Raw genomic sequence first — 17,711 nt, 5'->3', positions numbered from 1 at the left:
CATGATTGTAAAGCAGATGATTAGAAACTTGGGCACCGCGGTCCTACTTTCCGCATGGCTAGCAGGCTGCAGCAAATCGGATTTTCTTTCTCAGAAACCCGATCAATCCCTCGTAGTGCCCACGACACTCCAGGACTTTCAAGCGATTTTAGACAACGACAATGCGATGAATGGCGAATTGAATCAGGGGGTGGCGCCAAGCTTGGGAGAAATAGCTACGACAGACTATTATATCTCAGATTCTAATTATTACAAGCAGTTTAATGAGCAAGAGGAGCTGGAATATATTTGGGCCGTGAATCCATATCCCGGTGCTGACATCGCCGACTGGGACAAGCCATATACCGCTATACTTTATGCCAACGAAGTCATAACCGGAATCAGTGGTATGAACGTACCCGCCGCGCAACAGACGGAATGGAACAATTTAATGGGCAGTGCGCATTTTTACCGGGCATTTTTCTTTTACAACCTTGCGCAAATTTTTTCGCCCCCTTATCAGGATTCGGTGCTTGACAAGACATATGGTATACCACTCCGCATGTCAGCCGACATCAACGAATCATTGCACCGATCGACAGTTGCCGATACATATAAACAAATCATTCAAGACCTGGAACAATACTTGAGCTTGCTTCCAGTTCAGGCCAGTTATCCGACGCGCCCTTGCCGGCCCGCCGCATATGCCCTGCTTGCTCGGGTGTTTATGTCTATGAGAAAATATGACTCTGCCTACACGTATGCAGAAGCCTCGCTTGGTGAGAATAGCACCTTAATGGATTTCTACACATTGGACTCGGCAAATCAAACCGTTCAGCGCTCAAACCCGGAAAATTTGTTCGATTGTTTATTGCTCCGTTCAGGTCCAACTTTATTCGGTTTTGTAGATTCAAGTCTATTCAGAAGTTATGATACCGCCAATGGTGATTTGCGACCGAAGATTTTTTATGGCGGGAATCCCGGCTATCTCCAAAAGAGTTATGACGGCTCTTTTAATCCATATGGAGGTATTGCCACTGACGAAGTCTATCTGATGCATGCAGAATGTGCGGCAAGAAATAACGACACGGGCACCGCCATGAATGACTTGCGCACGCTGTTGTCTAAGCGTTACAGGTATCACAAATATATTTCCCCGGTGGTGACGTCTGTCAAGGATGTCCTGGCTTTGGCGCTTTCCGAGAGGAGGAAGGAACTGGTTATGAGGGGCATCCGATGGATGGACCTTAGGCGGCTAAATTTTGAGCCGACATTCGAAGTGACCTTACATCGCACGTGCGAAGGTTTTCCTTATACGTTATTACCCAACAGCAATAGATATACTTACCCGATACCGGACAATGTCATGTCCGCGAATCCTACATGGATTCAAAATCCCCAATGATTGGGCGGGTGCCGCTCCCTTGGCGGGGAGCGGCACCAACAAATATTAATCACCTACATATTCTTCTGTTCCGCTTACCATAGTGCCGGTTGCAGAATAAGAATTATCGGGGTTTTGCACGTAGGTGGCGTATCCTGCAGAGCAGGGCGTGGCCCGACCTGGGCAGCTAAAAGGGTTCTCAGTCTGCGGAAGCGTGGAAATGCTTTGCGGTTGACCTAGATTGTTAAGCGGGAAATAGTAAACATTGTTTAAATCCTTCTTCGGCGCAGTAAACGCCGATCCTGCGACGGCCAATGCCACGGCTAAAATGCCAAAGCCAATTTTTTTCATGCTTGAAATAATTTTACGGTTGGATTTTGATTTTGTTGCCTACTCGATTCTACAGGTTTTCGGCTACTCCTGTTGTTTATGATAGACGCGCCGCCCGCTAGCGACAGCGCGAGGAAGCCTAGATTGAATACGATGTGCTGCTTCCAGGACATGTACTGGATAACGCCGCCGCACGAACACGGGAGGTGTTTATGTGACATTATTGAAGCTGAGAGGTAAACGGTGAAGGAGACCAGCAGGATGGCGGAGCCGGCGAAGCCCCACAGCCGGGTGGCAGGAAAAAGGAGCAGGGCTGAGATTATCAGTTCAGCGCTGATAACGCTGATGGCGGTTAATAAGGGGAAGTGTTTTACAAGGGGATAGAGATACAGTTGGCCATGGAATTTTTCGAACCCGAAAAGCTTGCTGGACGCGGCATACACGAAAAGCAGGATAAGGAGGAACGAACAGACCTCGACAAGGACGCCTTTTTTCATCGGACTTGGTTTTTGGTTTCAGAGTAGCGGCCCTGGATGCAAATGACCCCAGGGGTAGCTGTTAGGTTATAATCGATATTACGATTTTAAAAAATCGGAATATCAACCTCAACCAATTTCCGGTCGATGAACTTTTCCACAGGACGCAGCAAAAAGTTGTGCGAAGGTGGTGTATGTTTTATGGATGATTGGCGCGCGTCTTGATGGAGTAAAACTGCGTCTACTAGTGACCGAAAGTGCGCACACGGACGTTCGTACCACCGCCAGTCTTCAGCCCCGATTTGTTCAGACTATATGTAAAGGAAAGGAGGATATAGCGTTGCAGGACGTTGTATCGTTCGTCCTGAATGGCCGTCTGGTCTACATTTCGGGTGATGCCGGTGTTCCGGCCGAGGGCGTCCATGAGGCTGAGCCGCAGCTCCCCGCGGTCATTCTTGAATACGTATTTTGATACGGAGCTATTCCACAGCGGTATGTTGATGTTGTAACTTCCAATGCGGCCGGTGTTCACAATGTAATTGAAATTGTTGTGGAGGGATATACCCAGGGGCAGGTCGTCGATCAGATCGACTCCATAATTCTGACGTATGTAATCCGTGTTGAGGGCGGGCTCCAGGGAATATTGGGCTATGTTTAGTGAAACGTTAGCACTTAAGGTTACACTGTTTCGCTTGTTGGGGTTGAAGCTGTAGGACAGGTTCGGGCCCAGGTTCAGGCTGGTGATCCTATTGCGGTTGCCGTTTATATACGACAGACCCTGGCTGTAGGTCAGGCCGCTGCCCGCGTCTACCTGTGATAGTAGTTTGCGCAACGGCCACCCATAGTCGACGTCTGCCGTCAGGGCCGTTGAGCCGGGGGCATTTACCGGCCGGCTGATGCGGGTACCGTATGGGGTGACCGAGTCGCTCTGCACCATGGCGTTCAGGGTTTCGGAGAACGTCAAGAAGGCGAACAGGTTCCGCCTCTGGGCGGGACTCGCGGAGACCATGTTGAGGCTGACGCTATGCGTGTACGACCGTTTCAAGGACGGGTTTCCGGTGGTCACCGCCAGGGGATCGGTCAGGTCGGGTACGGGCTGGAGCTGGGCAATGGTGGGTTGAGTGGTATAGGTGTTGTACTCCAGCCGGAGGTTCCTGGTTTGGGTGAACTGGTATTGAAACAGGCCACTGGGCAGCAGGTCGGTAAAGGATTGCCGGATATCCCGTCCGCTGGTGTTGTCCAGGGCGTTAAGCCCGGCGGTTTGGAGGGTGGCGCCCAGGGTGAAGCTGGCGTGCCGGCGATTGCCCCTGAAGTTCAGGGTCCCGCCGGAATAGGTATAGCGACTGGTGAAGTCGTTGCTGAGCAGGGAGTCGAAAACGACGTCATTATTATATGTCTGTTTGACGCTGTGGCCGACATTGGTGTTGACAAATCCACTCAGGCTCGCGAGCGATCGTTTGCCTACCGGTTCCGTATAGGTGACATTGCCTCCTATACTATAGGTATGTGCGTTCCGGCTGGTCGCCTGATCGATGGCGGAGTCCAGTGGCGGTTGACCGGATGTGTATAACGTATCGCCGGAGAGTTGTTTGCCTGAAAGGGTGCTGTGGTTGTAAGCAAGGTCGATGTTCGCGGAAAAAGTGCGTCCCTTTTTGCGCAACCGTTTGCGCAGCAGCAGGGTCCCTTCCGCGTCAAAGGCGTCGCTGTTTGGACTCGTGTGGTTGTAGCCGTTATTGAGCGGCTGGCCGTCCATGTCGAGGCTGTTGTAGCGTTCGTTCTGGTCCTTGTGGTTGTCCTGCCAGGTGAGCACCGGCGTGAACCGTAACGAGAATGAGCTATCGACCTGCTGGTCGAGGGCCAGGTTGAACCGGTGTTGGGTGACGTCGTTGATGGTGTGGGTGGTGTCGACGGTATTGTATTCATTCCCCGGAAACAGATTTTGGCTGTAGGTCGCCTGATCGGTGGCCAAGCGGACATGGCTAGCGGCGTAGCTGGTACTGACCGACGTCTTCCCCCCGTTCCAGGTATTATTGTAGTTCACGCCGCCCGCCAAAGTAGCAGCGACGCCCTGTTGGCTCTGGCCGAGACCCGTCACGGGCAGACCGCTCCCGCTGTTCCCGCCCGTGCCGGTGGATATCTGGATGGCGCCCCCGCCGTTACGCAATCCCCTGGAAAGCTGGCCTGTGAAGTTGAGCACGTCCATCAGCGAAAACCCCTGCCGGTTCGTATTGTTGCCCATGCCAAGGAACGAGAGTTGTTTGTCCCCGCTGAACCGGTTGACGTTCGCCTGGGCGTCGTACCGTCCCTGGTCCCCCGCCCCGCCGGTGATCTTTCCAAAGAGGGCGTTGTTGCGGTCTTTTTTCAATTTCAGGTTGATGGTTTTTTCGCTGTTGCCGTCGTCGATTCCGGTGAAGGAAGCCTGGTCGCTCTTCCGGTCGAATACCTGGACCTTGTCTACGGCGTCGGCGCTGAGGTTCTTGGTCGCCATTTTTATGTCCCCTGTAAAGAATTCCTTTCCGTTGACCAGGACGCGCCGGACGGTTTGGCCGTTCACCTTGACGGTCCCGTCGCTTTCGACGGTGACCCCGGGCATTTTCCGGAGCAGGTCCTCCACCACGGCGTTGGGTTGGGTCTTGAAGTTCTCGGTGTTGAACTCGAGGGTGTCATTGTTGATCTCTACCGGGGGACGGGGGGCATTGATGGTGATGTCGCGGAGATGGCTGAGGCTCGTCAGGCAAAGGGTTTGTTCACCGGAGGACAGGCGCTTCCACAGGGGCGCGTAACCGGCATAGGAAGCCGAAAGCAGAAAGGGCCCGCGACCGATGGCGGTCAAGTTAAACCGACCGGTGGAGTCCGCGACGGCGAAGGTGACCAGCGTGGAGTCTACGGCTGAGACGAGGGAGACGGTGGCAAAGGGAAGACCGTGCCGGTCAAGCGTGTCGACGACGCGACCGGAGACGTGTTGGGCAGCGGCGGTCAGAGGAAGCAGACCCGCCAGCAGTAGCATCTTGCGCATGAGCCAAATGTACCCCCGCCCCCGCGCGACCCGTGTTTACCAAGGTAGATGAAAGGTTAATGAAGGTTAATATCGCGGGAGGACGAAGCGATAACCCACGCCTTTGATGGTCAGGATTTCGACGGCGTCGTCGTCCTTGATATAGCTCCGGAGCTTGGTGATATATACGTCCAGGTTGCGGCTGTTCAGGAAGGAGTCGTTGCCCCAGATGGCCCGCAGGATGTCTTCCCTGTCGATGACCTGGCCGCGGTGGTTCCAGAGGTACTTGAGCAGCTCGCTTTCGCGGAAGGAGAGCTTACGCGCGGAACCCGCGGAATCCCCGGGCCCTCCGGGCAACAGCTCCTGCCTATGCGTATCGAATACATACCGCCCTATTGGCAGGCTTTCGGGGGTGGAGGGCGCCGGCCGGCCGCGGAGCGCGTTTTCGATCCGGACGATCAGCTCCTCCATGCTAAAGGGCTTCCGGATATAGTCGTTGCCCCCCTTCCTGAAACCGGTTACGAGGTCTTCGGTCTGGGTTTTGGCCGTAAGGAAAATGATGGGCACATCCCGGTTGAGCGCACGGATGGCCTCGGCCGCCTCGAAACCGCTCAGCCGGGGCATCATCACGTCCAGGACGCAGACGTCCGGCCGGGTCCGCTGAAAAACCAGGGGCACCGCCGCGCCATCTGTCTCCATGATGACGTCGAAACCCTTTTCTTCGAGGGTTTCCTTGACGATCTTCCCCAAAAAGGGCTCGTCCTCGGCGTATAGGATTTTTATACGCGTCATGCGGCTGGTAGTTGTAGGGTGAAGGTGCTGCCCTTGCCCGGCTCGCTTTCCACGGCGATGGACCCGCCATGGCGCTGCACGATCTGGCGGACATAGCTCAACCCGAGTCCATAACCCTTGACGTCGTGGTGATCCCCGCTGGGCACGCGGAAGAACTTCTCGAATATCTTTTCCTTATAGGCCTTGGGGATGCCCCGGCCATAATCCGTCACCGAAACGATCGCCTTGTCGCCGGCGCGCTCCAGCCGGACTTCGATGGTCCGGCCCCCATATTTTAGCGCGTTGTCGAGCAGGTTGATTAGGACGCTGGTCAGGTGGAAGGGATCGGCATTCACCCGGAGGTCCACGGCTTCCTGGTGCAGCCGGAGGGTGGCGCCGGCCTTTTCGGCCTGAAGCCGGAAACCGTTGATTACGGCGGGCGTCAGGCGTCCCAAGTCTACCGGCTCGAAGGCCAGGTCCACGTCCCGGTTCTCCAGGATCGAAAGCCGTAGCACCTTATCGACCAGCAACGACAGGCGCCTCAATTCCTGGACCGAGATGTCCAGGTACTCCCTGGTGCGCTCGGGGTCTTCGAGGGCGTTGAAGGCCAGCAGGGCCTCTACCGCCACGTTCACGGTGGCGATGGGTGTTTTCAATTCATGGGTTATGTTGCTGATGAACTCGTTTTTGAGAACGGACAAACGTCGTTGCTCGACCATGTTCCGGTAGATGAACACGAACGTGAGGATGGTGATTCCCAACAGGAGCGCGCTGACGAGTACCGGGATGGCCAGTCGTCCAAAGAGATAGCTGCCCGGGTCCAGGAGGGTGGCCTGGTAGCCGCTTTTCCGCGAAATACCGAGATAAACGGTGTTGGTGGTGAGCAGGCCGGTGGGCCCGGCGGTATCCGCCCTATCCGTCTTCCGGATCGTATAGGCGATACGTATATGGCTTTTGCGGAGTTCATGGTCGTAGGCGGAGTCGAGCTGGCGCAGATCGATGGGTACGCTGGGGAGGCGATGGATCTGGATATTGGGCAACGCTTTCGCCACGGCGACGTGTGCCGCGGCCGGCAATACCGTGTCGATGCCCCAAACCGGCGAATCCCTGCGTATATCCGTCCGGATGGTGATCATCAGCTTTTTGTTGCCGTTGACCTCCCGGAGCAGGGAGTCTTGCATGCGATCCCTTATGCTGTCCAGGATGTTGAACGTAAAAAGGTTGTCGGGTACGTTGGTCCTGAAGAGCATGGTGTCGGCGTGAAACCGCTGCATCTGCAGGTTGTAGAGCGCGTCCCGGAAGGCGACATCGGCGCTGCGTTGTAACCCGTCCCGCTCCTGGTGGTAGAGCCGGCCGATCCAGTATGTCTGGAAGGCCGCGATCAGGAGCGTAGTGCAGACCATCAGCAGGGCCGAGAGCCGGAGTTTGGAAGGAGGGGTCATCCGTAAAGTTCAACGCCAAATATACAAAGCGGCGCCTGCCGGCCGCCGGATTAACCTTAATTAACATTAAAGCAAGCTTGCTTAACGGGCCGCCAGGGTAGCTTTAGCAATATGAAGCATGTACTACTATTAAACATCCTGCTGGCCTGCGGCGCTGCCGCGCTTGCCCAAACCCGTCAGGGCGTCGTCATATTCGAAAGGAAAATGGACGTCTACCGGCACCTGCAAAACGACCAGATGCGGGCCATGGTACCGCAGTTCCAGACGGCGAGGTACGAGCTCGATTTCCGCGACAGTGTTTCGGCGTACAAGGCGGTGCCGAAGGACGAAGCCCCCGATCCTTTTGACGGCGGTGGCGGACACGGGGTCGTCATCCGGTTCAACGGACCGGGAGACGGAGGCGTCCTGTTCCACAACTTCGGGAACAACAGCCTGCTCGAAGAGACAATATTGGATGAGAAGTCTTACGTCATTGCCGACACCATCCACTCCTATGTCTGGAAACTCACCGACGATACAAAGACCATCCTGGGCCACCCCTGTAAAAAGGCTACCGCCACGGGGAAGCGGGGCGTGGTGGTCGAGGCCTGGTATGCGGTCGATATGCCCGTTCCGGCCGGCCCGGATCATTTCTGCGACCTGCCGGGGCTGATCCTGATGATCGACCAGGACAACGGCGCCGTCGTCTATACGGCGGTGGAGTGGCGCCCGGCGCCTTCTGCCAGGGACCTGGCGCCGCCCACCGGGAGCAAGCGTATAACCCGTGCCGACTACAACAAAAAATTGGACGAGGTGTTTGGGCCGGCGGATTCGCTGGGGAGAAGGACGATAACACGGACGATGTAACGGTTAGTCGGTGCGCAGGCTGATGACGGGGTTGGCCGTCGCCGCCCTAAGGACCCGGTAGCCGGTGGTGAGAACAGCGATCAACGCCGTCGATAACAGCGGAGCTACAAACATCCACCATGCCAGCGGTATGTGGTAGGGATAGGTCTCCAGCCAGCGGTGCAGGGCATAGACGGCAATGGGGATGGCGATCAGGGAAGAAAGCGCCACCAGCGACAGGAAGCCCTTCGTCAGCAGTACCACCAAATCCGGCAGTGGCGCGCCCAGGACCTTCCGGATGCCTATCTCCCGGGTGCGCTGCGCGAGCACCAGCGATACGAGGCCATACAGACCCAGACAGGAGATGCCGATCGCCAGCAGGGTGAAGACGTTAAACAACGCCATGGTTTGTTTGTCTTTTTTATACTGGGCGTCGTATTGTTCGTCCAGGAAGCCGTAGTTGATCGGTATATCCGGGAAATAGGTCTTCCAGATCGATTTGATGGCCGGGAGCGAAGCGGCCGTGGCCTTTACCAGGATGTTGGAGGGCGGTGTCGTATTCAACACGATCGCCAGCGGCTGCAGCGCGTTGTGTAGCGAACGGTAGTAAAAATCACCGACGACGCCGACCACGGGTCCTTTGTGGTTGAAACCCTCCAGGGTTTTGCCGATCGGATTCCTCCAACCCATTTTACGAACGAAAGCCTGGTTGACGATAAAGCTTTGGGCGCTGTCGGTATGCATGCCCGCTGAAAAGTTCCGTCCCTGTATCAAAGGGATATGCACCAGCGATATAAAAGTGGTGTCGATAAAAAAATAGTCGCTGACAAACTCTTCCCTTCCCCCGCCGTTCTTTTCCGCAAAGGTTGTCGCCATGGGTTGAACATCTTCCGACCGGAACGTTGCGCCCGCCGATACCCCTGCTATATTGGACTGTACCCGCAACGCTTGCAGGAAGCCGGGTATGGGCTCACTGGGCGCTGAGTCCGGCAGGACGATATTGATGAGCCGTGTCTTGTCAAACCCAAGGTCCTTGTGGGCAAGATAACGGACCTGGCAGAAAATGGCCAGTGCACCGGTGATCAATACCGCGGTGATCGTAAACTGGGCGACCGTGATGATTTTTCGGAGCAACAGCTTGTTTCGTCCCGTCGTTATGCTTCCCTTTAGCACCAGCGCCGGTTTGAACGACGAAAGCACCAGCGCGGGATAGGTACCCGCGAGGAAAACGGTCGCCAGGAAAACACTCGCCGCCAACCAGGGGTTACCCGCCCAATGTAACGGGAGCCGGATGTCCAGCAGCTTGTTCATCAAAGGAAGACCCAGCGCCGCCAGCCCCAGCGCTATCGACCAGGCGAAGGATACCAGCAACAGCGACTCGAACAAAAATTGCCGGACGAGTTGCCCCCGCCCGGCCCCATTGACTTTTCGAATACCCACTTCTTTGGCCCGTTCCGTGGCTTTGGCCGTAGAAAGGTTGATGTAGTTCAGCAAGGCTATGAGCAAAACAAATATGGCGAGCAGCGAAAATATCGTATTGAAGGAGCGGTTGCCTTTGGGAGTATCCCCCATCTTGTCCTCGCTGTAGTGCACGTCCTTGAGCAGCTCCGGCGTGAACCAAAGGTGATAGGCCGTGGCGCCCTGCTTGTCGAACTCGGGCTGCGCCAGGCGTTTGGACATCTGCCGCAGCTTCCGGGTAAAGGCCACCAGGTCAGGGGTATGCCTGAAGAGTACAAAGCTGTAAGACATCGATTCGTCCAGGTCCACCCAGGTGCTGCCTTTGGAAAGGTCCGCCGACATAAGGGCATCGATCGGCAGGTCGGAATTCGCCGGCCGGTCTTCGACGACGCCGGTTATGGCGCGTTGTGATTTGTTAACGGTCAACACCTGGCCAATGACGTTGTCCCTTCCGAAGTATTTGATGGCCATACTGTGGGTGAGCACCAGGCTGTTCGGTTGGGTAAGCGCCGTTACCGCATTGCCTGCGAGGAATTTGAAAGTAAAAACGTTGATAGCGCTCTGGTCCGCGGTGTACCAGTGTGGTTCATTGAAAACGGTCGTGCCCCGTTTCACGATCCCGCCCTCGAACCCAAACCGGGCTACATCCTCTACCTCCGGGAAATCCCGTTTCAATACATCCCCTACTATCATCGGACAGGCGGCGATCTTCATGTCGGATTCGGGGGTGTGCAGCACGACCGTCAACCGGGCGATCCGGTCTGCCTTTTCGTTGTACCGATCGTACGTCAGCTCATAGTGTACATAGAGATAGATCAACAGGCAAACCGCGATCCCGATGGCGAGGCCGAGAATATTAATCGCCGAAAAACTCGCCCGTTTTACGAGGTTACGCCAGGCGACGAGCAGGTGGTTTCGCAGCATTATGAGGGGATTTGCTGCTGAAGATAGTCGGTGACATGAAAAGTTTTTGTTAAACCTCAGTCGGTTCGATACATTCGCATAAATCGCTTGCCATGGCCAACTTCGTCTATATCGCCACCAGCCTCGACGGTTTTATCGCCCGCAAGGACGGGGGGATCGATTGGCTCGACAATATTCCCAATCCCACGGGCAGCGACTATGGCTATTCCGAATTCATCGCCGGGATCGACGCCCACCTGATCGGACGCGGGACGTACGAGGTGGTCCTGGGATTCAGCCCGTGGCCGTATACCAAGCCGGTGTTTGTGCTCAGCCGGACCCTGGAGACGCCGCTGGCCGGCGGCGCCGAGCTGATTAATGCGACACCCCGCGAGGCCCTGGCGGAATTGGAGGCCCGCGGGTTGCGGAACATTTATGTCGACGGAGGATTAACGATCCAATCCTTTTTGAAAGAGGACCTGATCGATGAAATGATCATCACCCGCGTGCCGATCGTTCTGGGTTCCGGGCTACCATTATTCGGGGAATGTAGTGAGCTTTCGTTCCGGCATGAGGAGACGGAGGTGTATGATAATCTTTTGGTGAAAAGCCGGTACACCAGGTTTACAAAGTAAATTTCGCGGTAGCGGTCACATAAAAAAGGCTTGGCCCCGCTACCCCGGGTCCGGACACATTTTGGGGAAGGATGTAGGCGGGGGTGACGATCAGGTTGAATTTCCTATACGCGTATACGACCGGCATGCTGAACTCATAGGCGAGGACGTTGAACTGATCGACGTTCTGGGTCTGCTGGGTCTCCCCCGTGGGAAACAGGAGGAAGTGCTGTTGCTGGTAGAAAGTCTGTATGAAGTGCTGCGTGCCGGCGTAGACATAGGCGGAGGGATCGAGGACCAGGACGTCTTTTTTGTCAAGCAAACGGGTGAACCGGATGATGTGGTCCAACCCCGCCTGGGCGCCCGGATCCGTGGAATTGCTGAACTTGACGTCGGCGCCCAGGGTGATGTCGACGATTTTGTTCAGGTGTGTGATGCTCGCCGCGGCGTCTTGTTTTATCACGGAGGCGACAAGCCCGGTGCCGGACTGGTAGAAGAACTGGGTAACGGAAATGTTACCCGCCCAGGTCTCTTTTTTATTTTCAAAACCATACCCGCCTTCCAGGAGCGTGGCAGCGTACCGGGACTCCGCCGTGTTCCGGATGAATACAAAGGTGGAGTTCAGGTACAGCCCATCCTTGAAGGAAATGCCGATAAAAGGGCAGACGCCGGCGGTCACGAGGCTGTCGGTACGGCCATAGTAATTCATGTCGGAGTTGTAGGTGAACCCGAGGACCAGGTGGGTCTTTTTCCGCGCCACGGTATCTTTGGCGGCCTGGCGCGTCGAGTCCCCGACCTGGGCGATGCATGATCCGGTTATCGCGATAAAGAGGCTGAGGTAGAATAAGCGATGTAACATAGTAACGAGGTTTTAAAAAGGCGGCCGCCTTACAGCGGCCGCGTTAAAACGAGCGTCCTCATAGGTCAAAAACAGGCTTCATAGGTTGCAACGAATCACTGTTTGCCGGCGGTGATACCGACATTGCCACTTACCTTATTGCGAGATGCCGTGAGCGATTGATTAGCGGATGCGGAGGTCTTACCGACGGTCACCGATTGTGCGCCCGAAGTAGACGCGGTCGCGGCGGCCGTATTGCCCGCTATGTGCGCGCCTGCGTTAGCCGTCTTAACGGCGGCCTGCTGCCCCGTGGCGGCGGCCTGTACGCTGGTATGGGCGGCGCTCCTTACGGACGCGCTGGCTGCGGCGGTGGATGCCCTCAGGGCGTTATTGATGCCGGGCGTCGCTACGCTGGCGCTGGAGCTCAGGTGGGCAGCGGCGCCGCCGCCAATGTGGATCTGGGCGTTGGAATGATCGGCAATCAAAAGGGATGTGCCGGCGATCAGGCTGAAAATAAAGGTCTTCATAATGTCCGTTTTTATAGTTTAGTAATGATTACACTACTATATCAACGGACCCGGAATTTTGTTACCCCCCTTTCGCCAGCTTTTCTGCGAGCTTTTTTGCCCGCGCGGCTACGGGGGCGTCGGCGGGGATTTTCCCGAGCCATAGGAGCGCGGTCGCCTTATCATGGGTCTGGGCGTATCCCAGGGCGATATAGAACGCGGCGTCGTATTGCAGGATGGACGTTCCTCCAAATACCTTTTCCAGGTCGGCTCGGGAGGTGGCAAACGCGCCGGTATGCATCTCGGATACGCCGCGGTAAAACAACGCGAGCTGGCTCGCGCTGTCAGCCTGTACGGCTTTATCCAGGATGGGTAGCGCTTTGTCGAATTGGCCGGCGTTAAAATAAACGGCAGCCTGCTGGAGCAGGGTATCGCTGTCGTTGCCCCGTTCGGCCGTCGGGATCATTTGGGTCCGTCCCAGTTCGCCGAGGTCGCCGCTGCGCCACGTGGGCAGGTACACCACCACGGCGATGGCGATGGCCGCGGCCACGGCGGCGCCGATCCAGTATCGCCGGCCGATGTGCGGGCTCAGGCGCGGCGGCGCAAAATATTCCCGATTCATCTCCGTAAGGGTCCTGCGCAGCCCCTCCGCCGCGGGGTCCGGCGCCAGCCGCTGCGTAAGAGTATCCCTCAATTCCCGGTACAAGTCGGTCTCGGCCGCCAGACCGGGGTCCGTCCGGAGGTCCGCTTCGAACTGCTGTCTTTCGGCCCCGGACAGCTCGTTCTCCACATATCGGATGATCGTTTCTTTATCGTGGGTCGCCATAATGTTCCTGTATAAATGATAATAGGGTAGCCATGCATTCCGATTTCTTCTTCCGCAGGTAGCCATAGGTGACGCCCAGGGCAGCCGCGATTTTTTCCTGGTGTTCTCCGCTAAGGCTCAGCGATAGGATTTCACGGCATTTTTCCCCCAACCGTTCGAATTGGACCATAAAAACCCGTACCCGGTCCTCCTGTCGGAGCGCCTCTTCCGCAGTCTTGAATACGTCTTCTCCGTAGTCAAATACATCGTCTGTGGATTTTGTTACCCGGATGTGGGCCCTCTTTTTTTGTTCATTGAGCCATTTCCTCCGGCACACCAGGAGGAGGAAAGGCTCGAAAGGGCAGGTAAGGACAAGTCCTTTATATTTGGTCTGATTATAGATGTCGATCAGGGATTCCTGGAAAATATCCGCCGCGTCGGCTTCGCTGCCTTTGTTTAGGAGAATATGACGCTTGATGCCGGGGGCAAAACGGCGGTATATTTCCTCTATCACCCGGCCGTCGTTGTGTAGTAACCCTTCGAGATAGCGCTGATCTGCGTGCATCCAGGATAGGTTGTTTCCAGCGAATATCGAAAAAACCGGGGAAAGGGGGTAACAAAAGCATGCACCGCCCTATATATAAGTATGTGTAAAGCCCTGGCCTTATTCCTGATGCTGTCCGCGACCGTCGTCTGTAAAGCGCAGGATACCCTACCGCCCACTATCCATACGGAGGAAGTGGGGGATAGCGTGCGTTTTTCGGCGGGTCTGAGGCCGTTGCGCCAACTGGCGGGGGCCCCCGCGGCTTACTATAGCTATTTCTGGGAGCTGGGGGACGGACGCTTCAGTTTCGACAGATCGCCGGTGCTGTCTTACAAGGACACGGGGGTTTACCAGGTGCGGCTTTTTGCCACCAACAACTACGACGACGGCAAGGCGCCCACCACCCGGCCGCGTCCCGTCAGGGTCCGCCGGAAGGGGACCGGCGTATGGGCGTCACACTTCTTTCACGGGGAAGGGAACATCGGGATGAAGCTTAACCGCAATCCAAAACCGGGGGAAAATTTCGTGGCCCTGATTGGCTACCGGAATCAGCAGGCGGGGTCGATCGTCCTTTTTTATAACGAACGGCAATTCGTGCGGAAGGGGTTTGCGCTGGCGGACGAGCGGACGTACCACGGCGAGACGCCATCCACGATGGAGGCGTTGCTCGCAGGGTTACCCTGGGCCGGCGGTGGGGACGTGGCTTATGGCGGCCCGCGCGCCGGGTTGGATGTGTCCGACGGCGCCGCCGGAGAGACCCTGTCCATCCTGCACACCCTGCAAAGCCAGTTCAGCCAGCACACGGTACTACACTTCCCGGCGACCGGCCAGGACCCGGAGAAATTCCTTTTCGTGGAAATGACCACCCTCCCGGAAATGATCAAGGATACGAACACCACCGTATCCCTGATCGCCATGCTGGTCCCGGACCAGCCTGGGGCGCCTCCGGAGGTCTGCGAGCTCGACGTGCCGATCGTCTCTTCCCACGACCCCAACCGGATGCAGCTCATCCATCACCGAATCAACTACCGGTTCATGGGTGATAAAAAGGAATTGCGTTACCGGGTGAGTTTTCAGAATACGGGTAAAGGGCCCACCCACCAGGTTTCGATCGGCGTGCGCATCCCTTCGGAATTGAACGGGCAGAGCATCCAGCTCCGGGCGCTAAGTCCGTATTGTCCCTGGTGCGACTCGACGTACCGGGGGCACAGTTGCCTGGATACTTTCCGGAGGGCGGACAGCATCTATTTTGTACTGCATAATATCTACCTGCCGGGGCTCCAGCAGGGGATCGTCAGCGACCCCGATTCGACGAAGGGGTTTGTGGAGTTTACGATCCGGTTCAAGCGCAAGCCTAAGAAGATCCCCTTCCGGACTAACGCGGCGATTGCATTCGACGGCAGCCCGCCGCTGGTGACCAACCCGGCGACGGCGCGATTCATAAAGGGGTTGTCGCCGGGTATCATGGTGGGCTACAACTACCTGCCCAGCCAGGGCGGTTATTCGACCAGCGGGCCCGTTCAAATCGGGTACGTGTTGGCTCCGTTTTCGCCGTACCGGCCTTATTTCCAGGCGGAGGCCAGCGTGACGGCCCTGGAGCAGGAAAAGGACGCCGGCGTGCTCGTCCAGGTCAACAAGGACACCAGCATATTGGGGTCGCTGTACGTGATTACCGGCCGGCAGACCCAGACGGTGACCAAACGAAATTCGCTGGAAGCGACGCCGATCCATTTCCGGTATAACCTGAATAACTGGATCGGCGTCGGGATAGGCGCCACGGCGCGCATCAGCCTCACGGAACAGGTCACGACCACCAACAAAGTGTACTTCCAGACGCAGCTGCCGCCATTATCCCTTATGACTTCCGCGACCAGCGTCAGGAGCTCGACGCACTGGATCGGGAGCTGGGACGCCGAACCCTTCGTGGACATACAGGTGGGACGTGTCAGGACCGGACCGGTCGTGGGTCTCCGGTATCTGCGGCCGTTACGGGGGAATTTGTCTGACAGGTTCTATTTATACGCGGGGTTCAAGTTGTGAGCGGGGGCGCCCGACGTCGGCGAGCCGCCCCGCGTTGCCGGGCGGCCACGCGTAATGTGCGCCGCCCGGCGTAATTTCAGCCATGCAAAAATGGTTCCCGCTCCTTCTGTGCCTGCTGGCGTCCGGCCCCGTCCGGGCGCAGGACACGGTGCCCGCGGGCGCCACCGCTTTACACCTGTCAACGTACCGGCAAAAGGACGACCTGTCCGGCTGGATTTACGCACAACTCCAATGGGTGGCGGCAGCGCCGTCCACCCGTTACCCGGTGCTGCTCCGGGCGGTGGCGGACGCGTGGCGTCCGCCGCGCGGGGACGACGAGGCGCAGGCCTGGCAGGACATGCTGGTCAACGAAGGCTACGCGTTGCTACAGGCGGGCGATATCGTCCGGTCTACCGACGCGTATACGTCGGCGTTCCAATGGGCCCGCGGACACCAGGACATCCAGGATGATTCGCTGGTGCTCGAGAATATCCTGAAACCCCTCGGTAACAACTATACGCGGCTCGGCGATTATGAGCAGGCGCTCTTTATCCACCAAAAGGCGCTCTCGATCGCCCTGGCCCTGGGGAATAACGAAGAGATCGCGGGGACGTACAGCAACCTGGCGGCTGCGGAAGGCAACCGGGGTAATCCGGAACAGTCACTGGATTATTGCCGTAAGGGCCTGGCCATGGCCGCGCGGCCCTCGGTTCGCGGGTTGCTGCTGTCCCAGGAGGCGGATGCCTACAAGGCTTTGGGACGGGTCGCCGACGCGCGGTCGATTATCCAGGAGGGTCTCGGGCTTTTATCGCAGAGCGATGCGCGCCAGTGGTTGCCGGTGGCTTACCAGCAGGCGGGCGACATATACCTGGACGAACCGGCGCTCGCGCTTTCTTATTACCGGCGGGCATGGGGTCTTCGGAGCCTGATGCGCCGGCGGGAAAGGGCGAAGTTGTATTTGAGGTTGGGGGATCTTTACCTGGAAACGTCGCCGCCAGCGCGGGCCTACCCTAAAACGTCGCCGCCGGCGCGGGTCCGCCGTGAAACAGGGCTAACCGCACAGCCCTGGCTGGACAGCTGTTTGGCGGTCCTGGTGGGGGGAAAGCCCCTGGCGTCATTGCAGGACAGCGACCTGTACGCGGAAAACACCCTCGTTGACGTCCTTTTCAGCCTGGGTCGCGTCTTTGCGGCAAGGGACTCCGTTGACGAGGCATTGCGCTGTTACCGCCTTAGTTTCTCCGCTGAAAAGGAGCTGCGCAACGAATTCATATCGGGCCCGGCGCGGGAAAGGGCCGTCACCGAAAGCCGCGCACGCCGCGAAACGGCGATAGAACTGGCCTGGGACGCCTGGAGGGCTACCGGGCAGCCAAAATACCGACAGTCGATCCTGGAATTCATGGAGAGCAGCAAAGCCCAGCTGCTGCTCCAGGAGGTGCGGCAGCAGGACCAACTGGCCCGTCCCGACAGCCTCCATCACCGGATACTCCTCCTCGAGCGGGCCCTCGTTTATTACGGGGAAAAGAAAGACCCCCGGTACCAACAGGTCCAGTGGGAGCTCGAGACGCTACGGAAAAAAGTGCGGAGCGGCGCCGCGGGGCAAAAGGGCGACGCCGCAAACCCGGCGGCCGATGCCGCGGCGACCTGGGGCGATATATTCACAAACGATAAGGAATCCATGCGATCATTCTTTGCCGGAGCAAAAGCCCTGTACGCCGTCGAGTGTACCCGCCAGGGCATCGTTTTCGCGGATCGCATATCGATGACGGCCGGATGGCAGGACAATATCCGGCAGTTCCTGACCACGTATTTCGCTTCCGGTCCC

At 57.2% G+C, this 17,711-nt stretch carries 15 protein-coding genes; 5 read left to right on the top strand and 10 right to left on the bottom strand.

Annotated elements, in window-relative coordinates:
- Window position 1: 1 nt before the first annotated feature.
- A complete protein-coding gene (locus VL547_RS13380) occupies window positions 2-1,384 on the top strand; it encodes a RagB/SusD family nutrient uptake outer membrane protein (RefSeq protein WP_325578556.1) in 1,383 nt (460 codons plus the stop codon).
- A 45-nt stretch (window positions 1,385-1,429) separates the two neighbouring features.
- Here the strand turns inward: VL547_RS13380 and VL547_RS13375 are convergent, their stop codons facing one another.
- The 5 genes from VL547_RS13375 to VL547_RS13355 all read right to left on the bottom strand — a co-directional run bounded on the left by VL547_RS13375 (window position 1,430) and on the right by VL547_RS13355 (window position 7,377).
- On the bottom strand, window positions 1,430-1,714 hold the full coding sequence (locus tag VL547_RS13375) for a hypothetical protein (RefSeq protein WP_325578554.1): 285 nt from the start codon (window positions 1,712-1,714) through the stop codon (window positions 1,430-1,432).
- Window positions 1,711-2,190, bottom strand: coding sequence for a MauE/DoxX family redox-associated membrane protein (locus tag VL547_RS13370; RefSeq protein ID WP_325578552.1), 480 nt, complete (start codon window positions 2,188-2,190; stop codon window positions 1,711-1,713). The genes VL547_RS13375 and VL547_RS13370 overlap by 4 nt, the downstream gene beginning before the upstream one ends.
- A gap of 223 nt (window positions 2,191-2,413) precedes the next feature.
- Window positions 2,414-5,185: an outer membrane beta-barrel protein gene (locus VL547_RS13365; RefSeq protein WP_325578550.1), complete on the bottom strand. Its 2,772-nt coding sequence runs from the start codon at window positions 5,183-5,185 to the stop codon at window positions 2,414-2,416.
- A gap of 66 nt (window positions 5,186-5,251) precedes the next feature.
- Window positions 5,252-5,956 carry a response regulator transcription factor gene (locus tag VL547_RS13360; protein ID WP_325578548.1) on the bottom strand — a complete coding sequence of 235 codons (705 nt, stop codon included), beginning with the start codon at window positions 5,954-5,956 and terminating at the stop codon, window positions 5,252-5,254.
- A complete protein-coding gene (locus tag VL547_RS13355; protein ID WP_325578546.1) occupies window positions 5,953-7,377 on the bottom strand; it encodes a HAMP domain-containing sensor histidine kinase in 1,425 nt (474 codons plus the stop codon). Before VL547_RS13355 ends, VL547_RS13360 begins: the two co-directional genes overlap by 4 nt.
- Window positions 7,378-7,488: 111 nt before the next feature.
- On the opposite strand from VL547_RS13355, the gene VL547_RS13350 reads away from it, so the two are divergent.
- Complete coding sequence (locus VL547_RS13350; protein ID WP_325578544.1) at window positions 7,489-8,223, top strand: GLPGLI family protein; 735 nt, start codon at window positions 7,489-7,491, stop codon at window positions 8,221-8,223.
- A 3-nt stretch (window positions 8,224-8,226) separates the two neighbouring features.
- Here VL547_RS13350 and VL547_RS13345 read toward each other — a convergent pair whose 3' ends face one another.
- Complete coding sequence (locus VL547_RS13345; RefSeq protein ID WP_325578542.1) at window positions 8,227-10,584, bottom strand: ABC transporter permease; 2,358 nt, start codon at window positions 10,582-10,584, stop codon at window positions 8,227-8,229.
- 92 nt (window positions 10,585-10,676) lie between these two features.
- Between VL547_RS13345 and VL547_RS13340 the strand changes: the two genes are divergently transcribed.
- Complete coding sequence (locus VL547_RS13340; RefSeq protein ID WP_325578540.1) at window positions 10,677-11,198, top strand: dihydrofolate reductase family protein; 522 nt, start codon at window positions 10,677-10,679, stop codon at window positions 11,196-11,198.
- On the opposite strand, the gene VL547_RS13335 is transcribed toward VL547_RS13340, so the two are convergent.
- The 4 genes from VL547_RS13335 to VL547_RS13320 form a co-directional block, all read right to left on the bottom strand.
- The gene (locus tag VL547_RS13335; RefSeq protein ID WP_325578538.1) at window positions 11,188-12,036 is read right to left on the bottom strand and encodes a hypothetical protein; all 849 of its coding nucleotides are present in this window, start codon (window positions 12,034-12,036) and stop codon (window positions 11,188-11,190) included. The genes VL547_RS13340 and VL547_RS13335 overlap by 11 nt on opposite strands.
- Window positions 12,037-12,131: 95 nt before the next feature.
- On the bottom strand, window positions 12,132-12,542 hold the full coding sequence (locus tag VL547_RS13330) for a hypothetical protein (protein ID WP_325578536.1): 411 nt from the start codon (window positions 12,540-12,542) through the stop codon (window positions 12,132-12,134).
- Window positions 12,543-12,603: 61 nt separating this feature from the next.
- A complete protein-coding gene (locus tag VL547_RS13325) occupies window positions 12,604-13,347 on the bottom strand; it encodes a hypothetical protein (RefSeq protein ID WP_325578534.1) in 744 nt (247 codons plus the stop codon).
- Entirely contained in the window at window positions 13,331-13,891 is a 561-nt protein-coding gene (locus VL547_RS13320) for a sigma-70 family RNA polymerase sigma factor (RefSeq protein WP_325578532.1), read from the bottom strand. Before VL547_RS13320 ends, VL547_RS13325 begins: the two co-directional genes overlap by 17 nt.
- Window positions 13,892-13,972: 81 nt before the next feature.
- Between VL547_RS13320 and VL547_RS13315 the strand changes: the two genes are divergently transcribed.
- Together VL547_RS13315 and VL547_RS13310 are read left to right on the top strand one after the other, a co-directional pair.
- Window positions 13,973-15,910, top strand: a complete 1,938-nt coding sequence (locus tag VL547_RS13315) for a PKD domain-containing protein (protein WP_325578530.1) — start codon at window positions 13,973-13,975, stop codon at window positions 15,908-15,910.
- A gap of 82 nt (window positions 15,911-15,992) precedes the next feature.
- The coding region (locus tag VL547_RS13310) for a tetratricopeptide repeat protein (protein ID WP_325578528.1) at window positions 15,993-17,711 on the top strand (1,719 nt) is incomplete at its 3' end.

This window comes from Dinghuibacter sp. (assembly GCF_035492835.1).
GTDB lineage: Bacteria > Bacteroidota > Bacteroidia > Chitinophagales > Chitinophagaceae > Dinghuibacter.
This window is presented reverse-complemented; position numbering and strand designations above follow the sequence as displayed.

What these genes read in the sequence shown, in the direction of transcription:
- VL547_RS13380 (WP_325578556.1), top strand. Translation starts at nt 2, where the DNA reads ATGATTGTAAAGCAGATGATTAGAAACTTGGGCACCGCGGTCCTACTT.
- VL547_RS13375 (WP_325578554.1), bottom strand. Translation starts at nt 1,714, where the DNA reads ATGAAAAAAATTGGCTTTGGCATTTTAGCCGTGGCATTGGCCGTCGCA.
- VL547_RS13370 (WP_325578552.1), bottom strand. Translation starts at nt 2,190, where the DNA reads ATGAAAAAAGGCGTCCTTGTCGAGGTCTGTTCGTTCCTCCTTATCCTG.
- VL547_RS13365 (WP_325578550.1), bottom strand. Translation starts at nt 5,185, where the DNA reads ATGCGCAAGATGCTACTGCTGGCGGGTCTGCTTCCTCTGACCGCCGCT.
- VL547_RS13360 (WP_325578548.1), bottom strand. Translation starts at nt 5,956, where the DNA reads ATGACGCGTATAAAAATCCTATACGCCGAGGACGAGCCCTTTTTGGGG.
- VL547_RS13355 (WP_325578546.1), bottom strand. Translation starts at nt 7,377, where the DNA reads ATGACCCCTCCTTCCAAACTCCGGCTCTCGGCCCTGCTGATGGTCTGC.
- VL547_RS13350 (WP_325578544.1), top strand. Translation starts at nt 7,489, where the DNA reads ATGAAGCATGTACTACTATTAAACATCCTGCTGGCCTGCGGCGCTGCC.
- VL547_RS13345 (WP_325578542.1), bottom strand. Translation starts at nt 10,584, where the DNA reads ATGCTGCGAAACCACCTGCTCGTCGCCTGGCGTAACCTCGTAAAACGG.
- VL547_RS13340 (WP_325578540.1), top strand. Translation starts at nt 10,677, where the DNA reads ATGGCCAACTTCGTCTATATCGCCACCAGCCTCGACGGTTTTATCGCC.
- VL547_RS13335 (WP_325578538.1), bottom strand. Translation starts at nt 12,036, where the DNA reads ATGTTACATCGCTTATTCTACCTCAGCCTCTTTATCGCGATAACCGGA.
- VL547_RS13330 (WP_325578536.1), bottom strand. Translation starts at nt 12,542, where the DNA reads ATGAAGACCTTTATTTTCAGCCTGATCGCCGGCACATCCCTTTTGATT.
- VL547_RS13325 (WP_325578534.1), bottom strand. Translation starts at nt 13,347, where the DNA reads ATGGCGACCCACGATAAAGAAACGATCATCCGATATGTGGAGAACGAG.
- VL547_RS13320 (WP_325578532.1), bottom strand. Translation starts at nt 13,891, where the DNA reads ATGCACGCAGATCAGCGCTATCTCGAAGGGTTACTACACAACGACGGC.
- VL547_RS13315 (WP_325578530.1), top strand. Translation starts at nt 13,973, where the DNA reads ATGTGTAAAGCCCTGGCCTTATTCCTGATGCTGTCCGCGACCGTCGTC.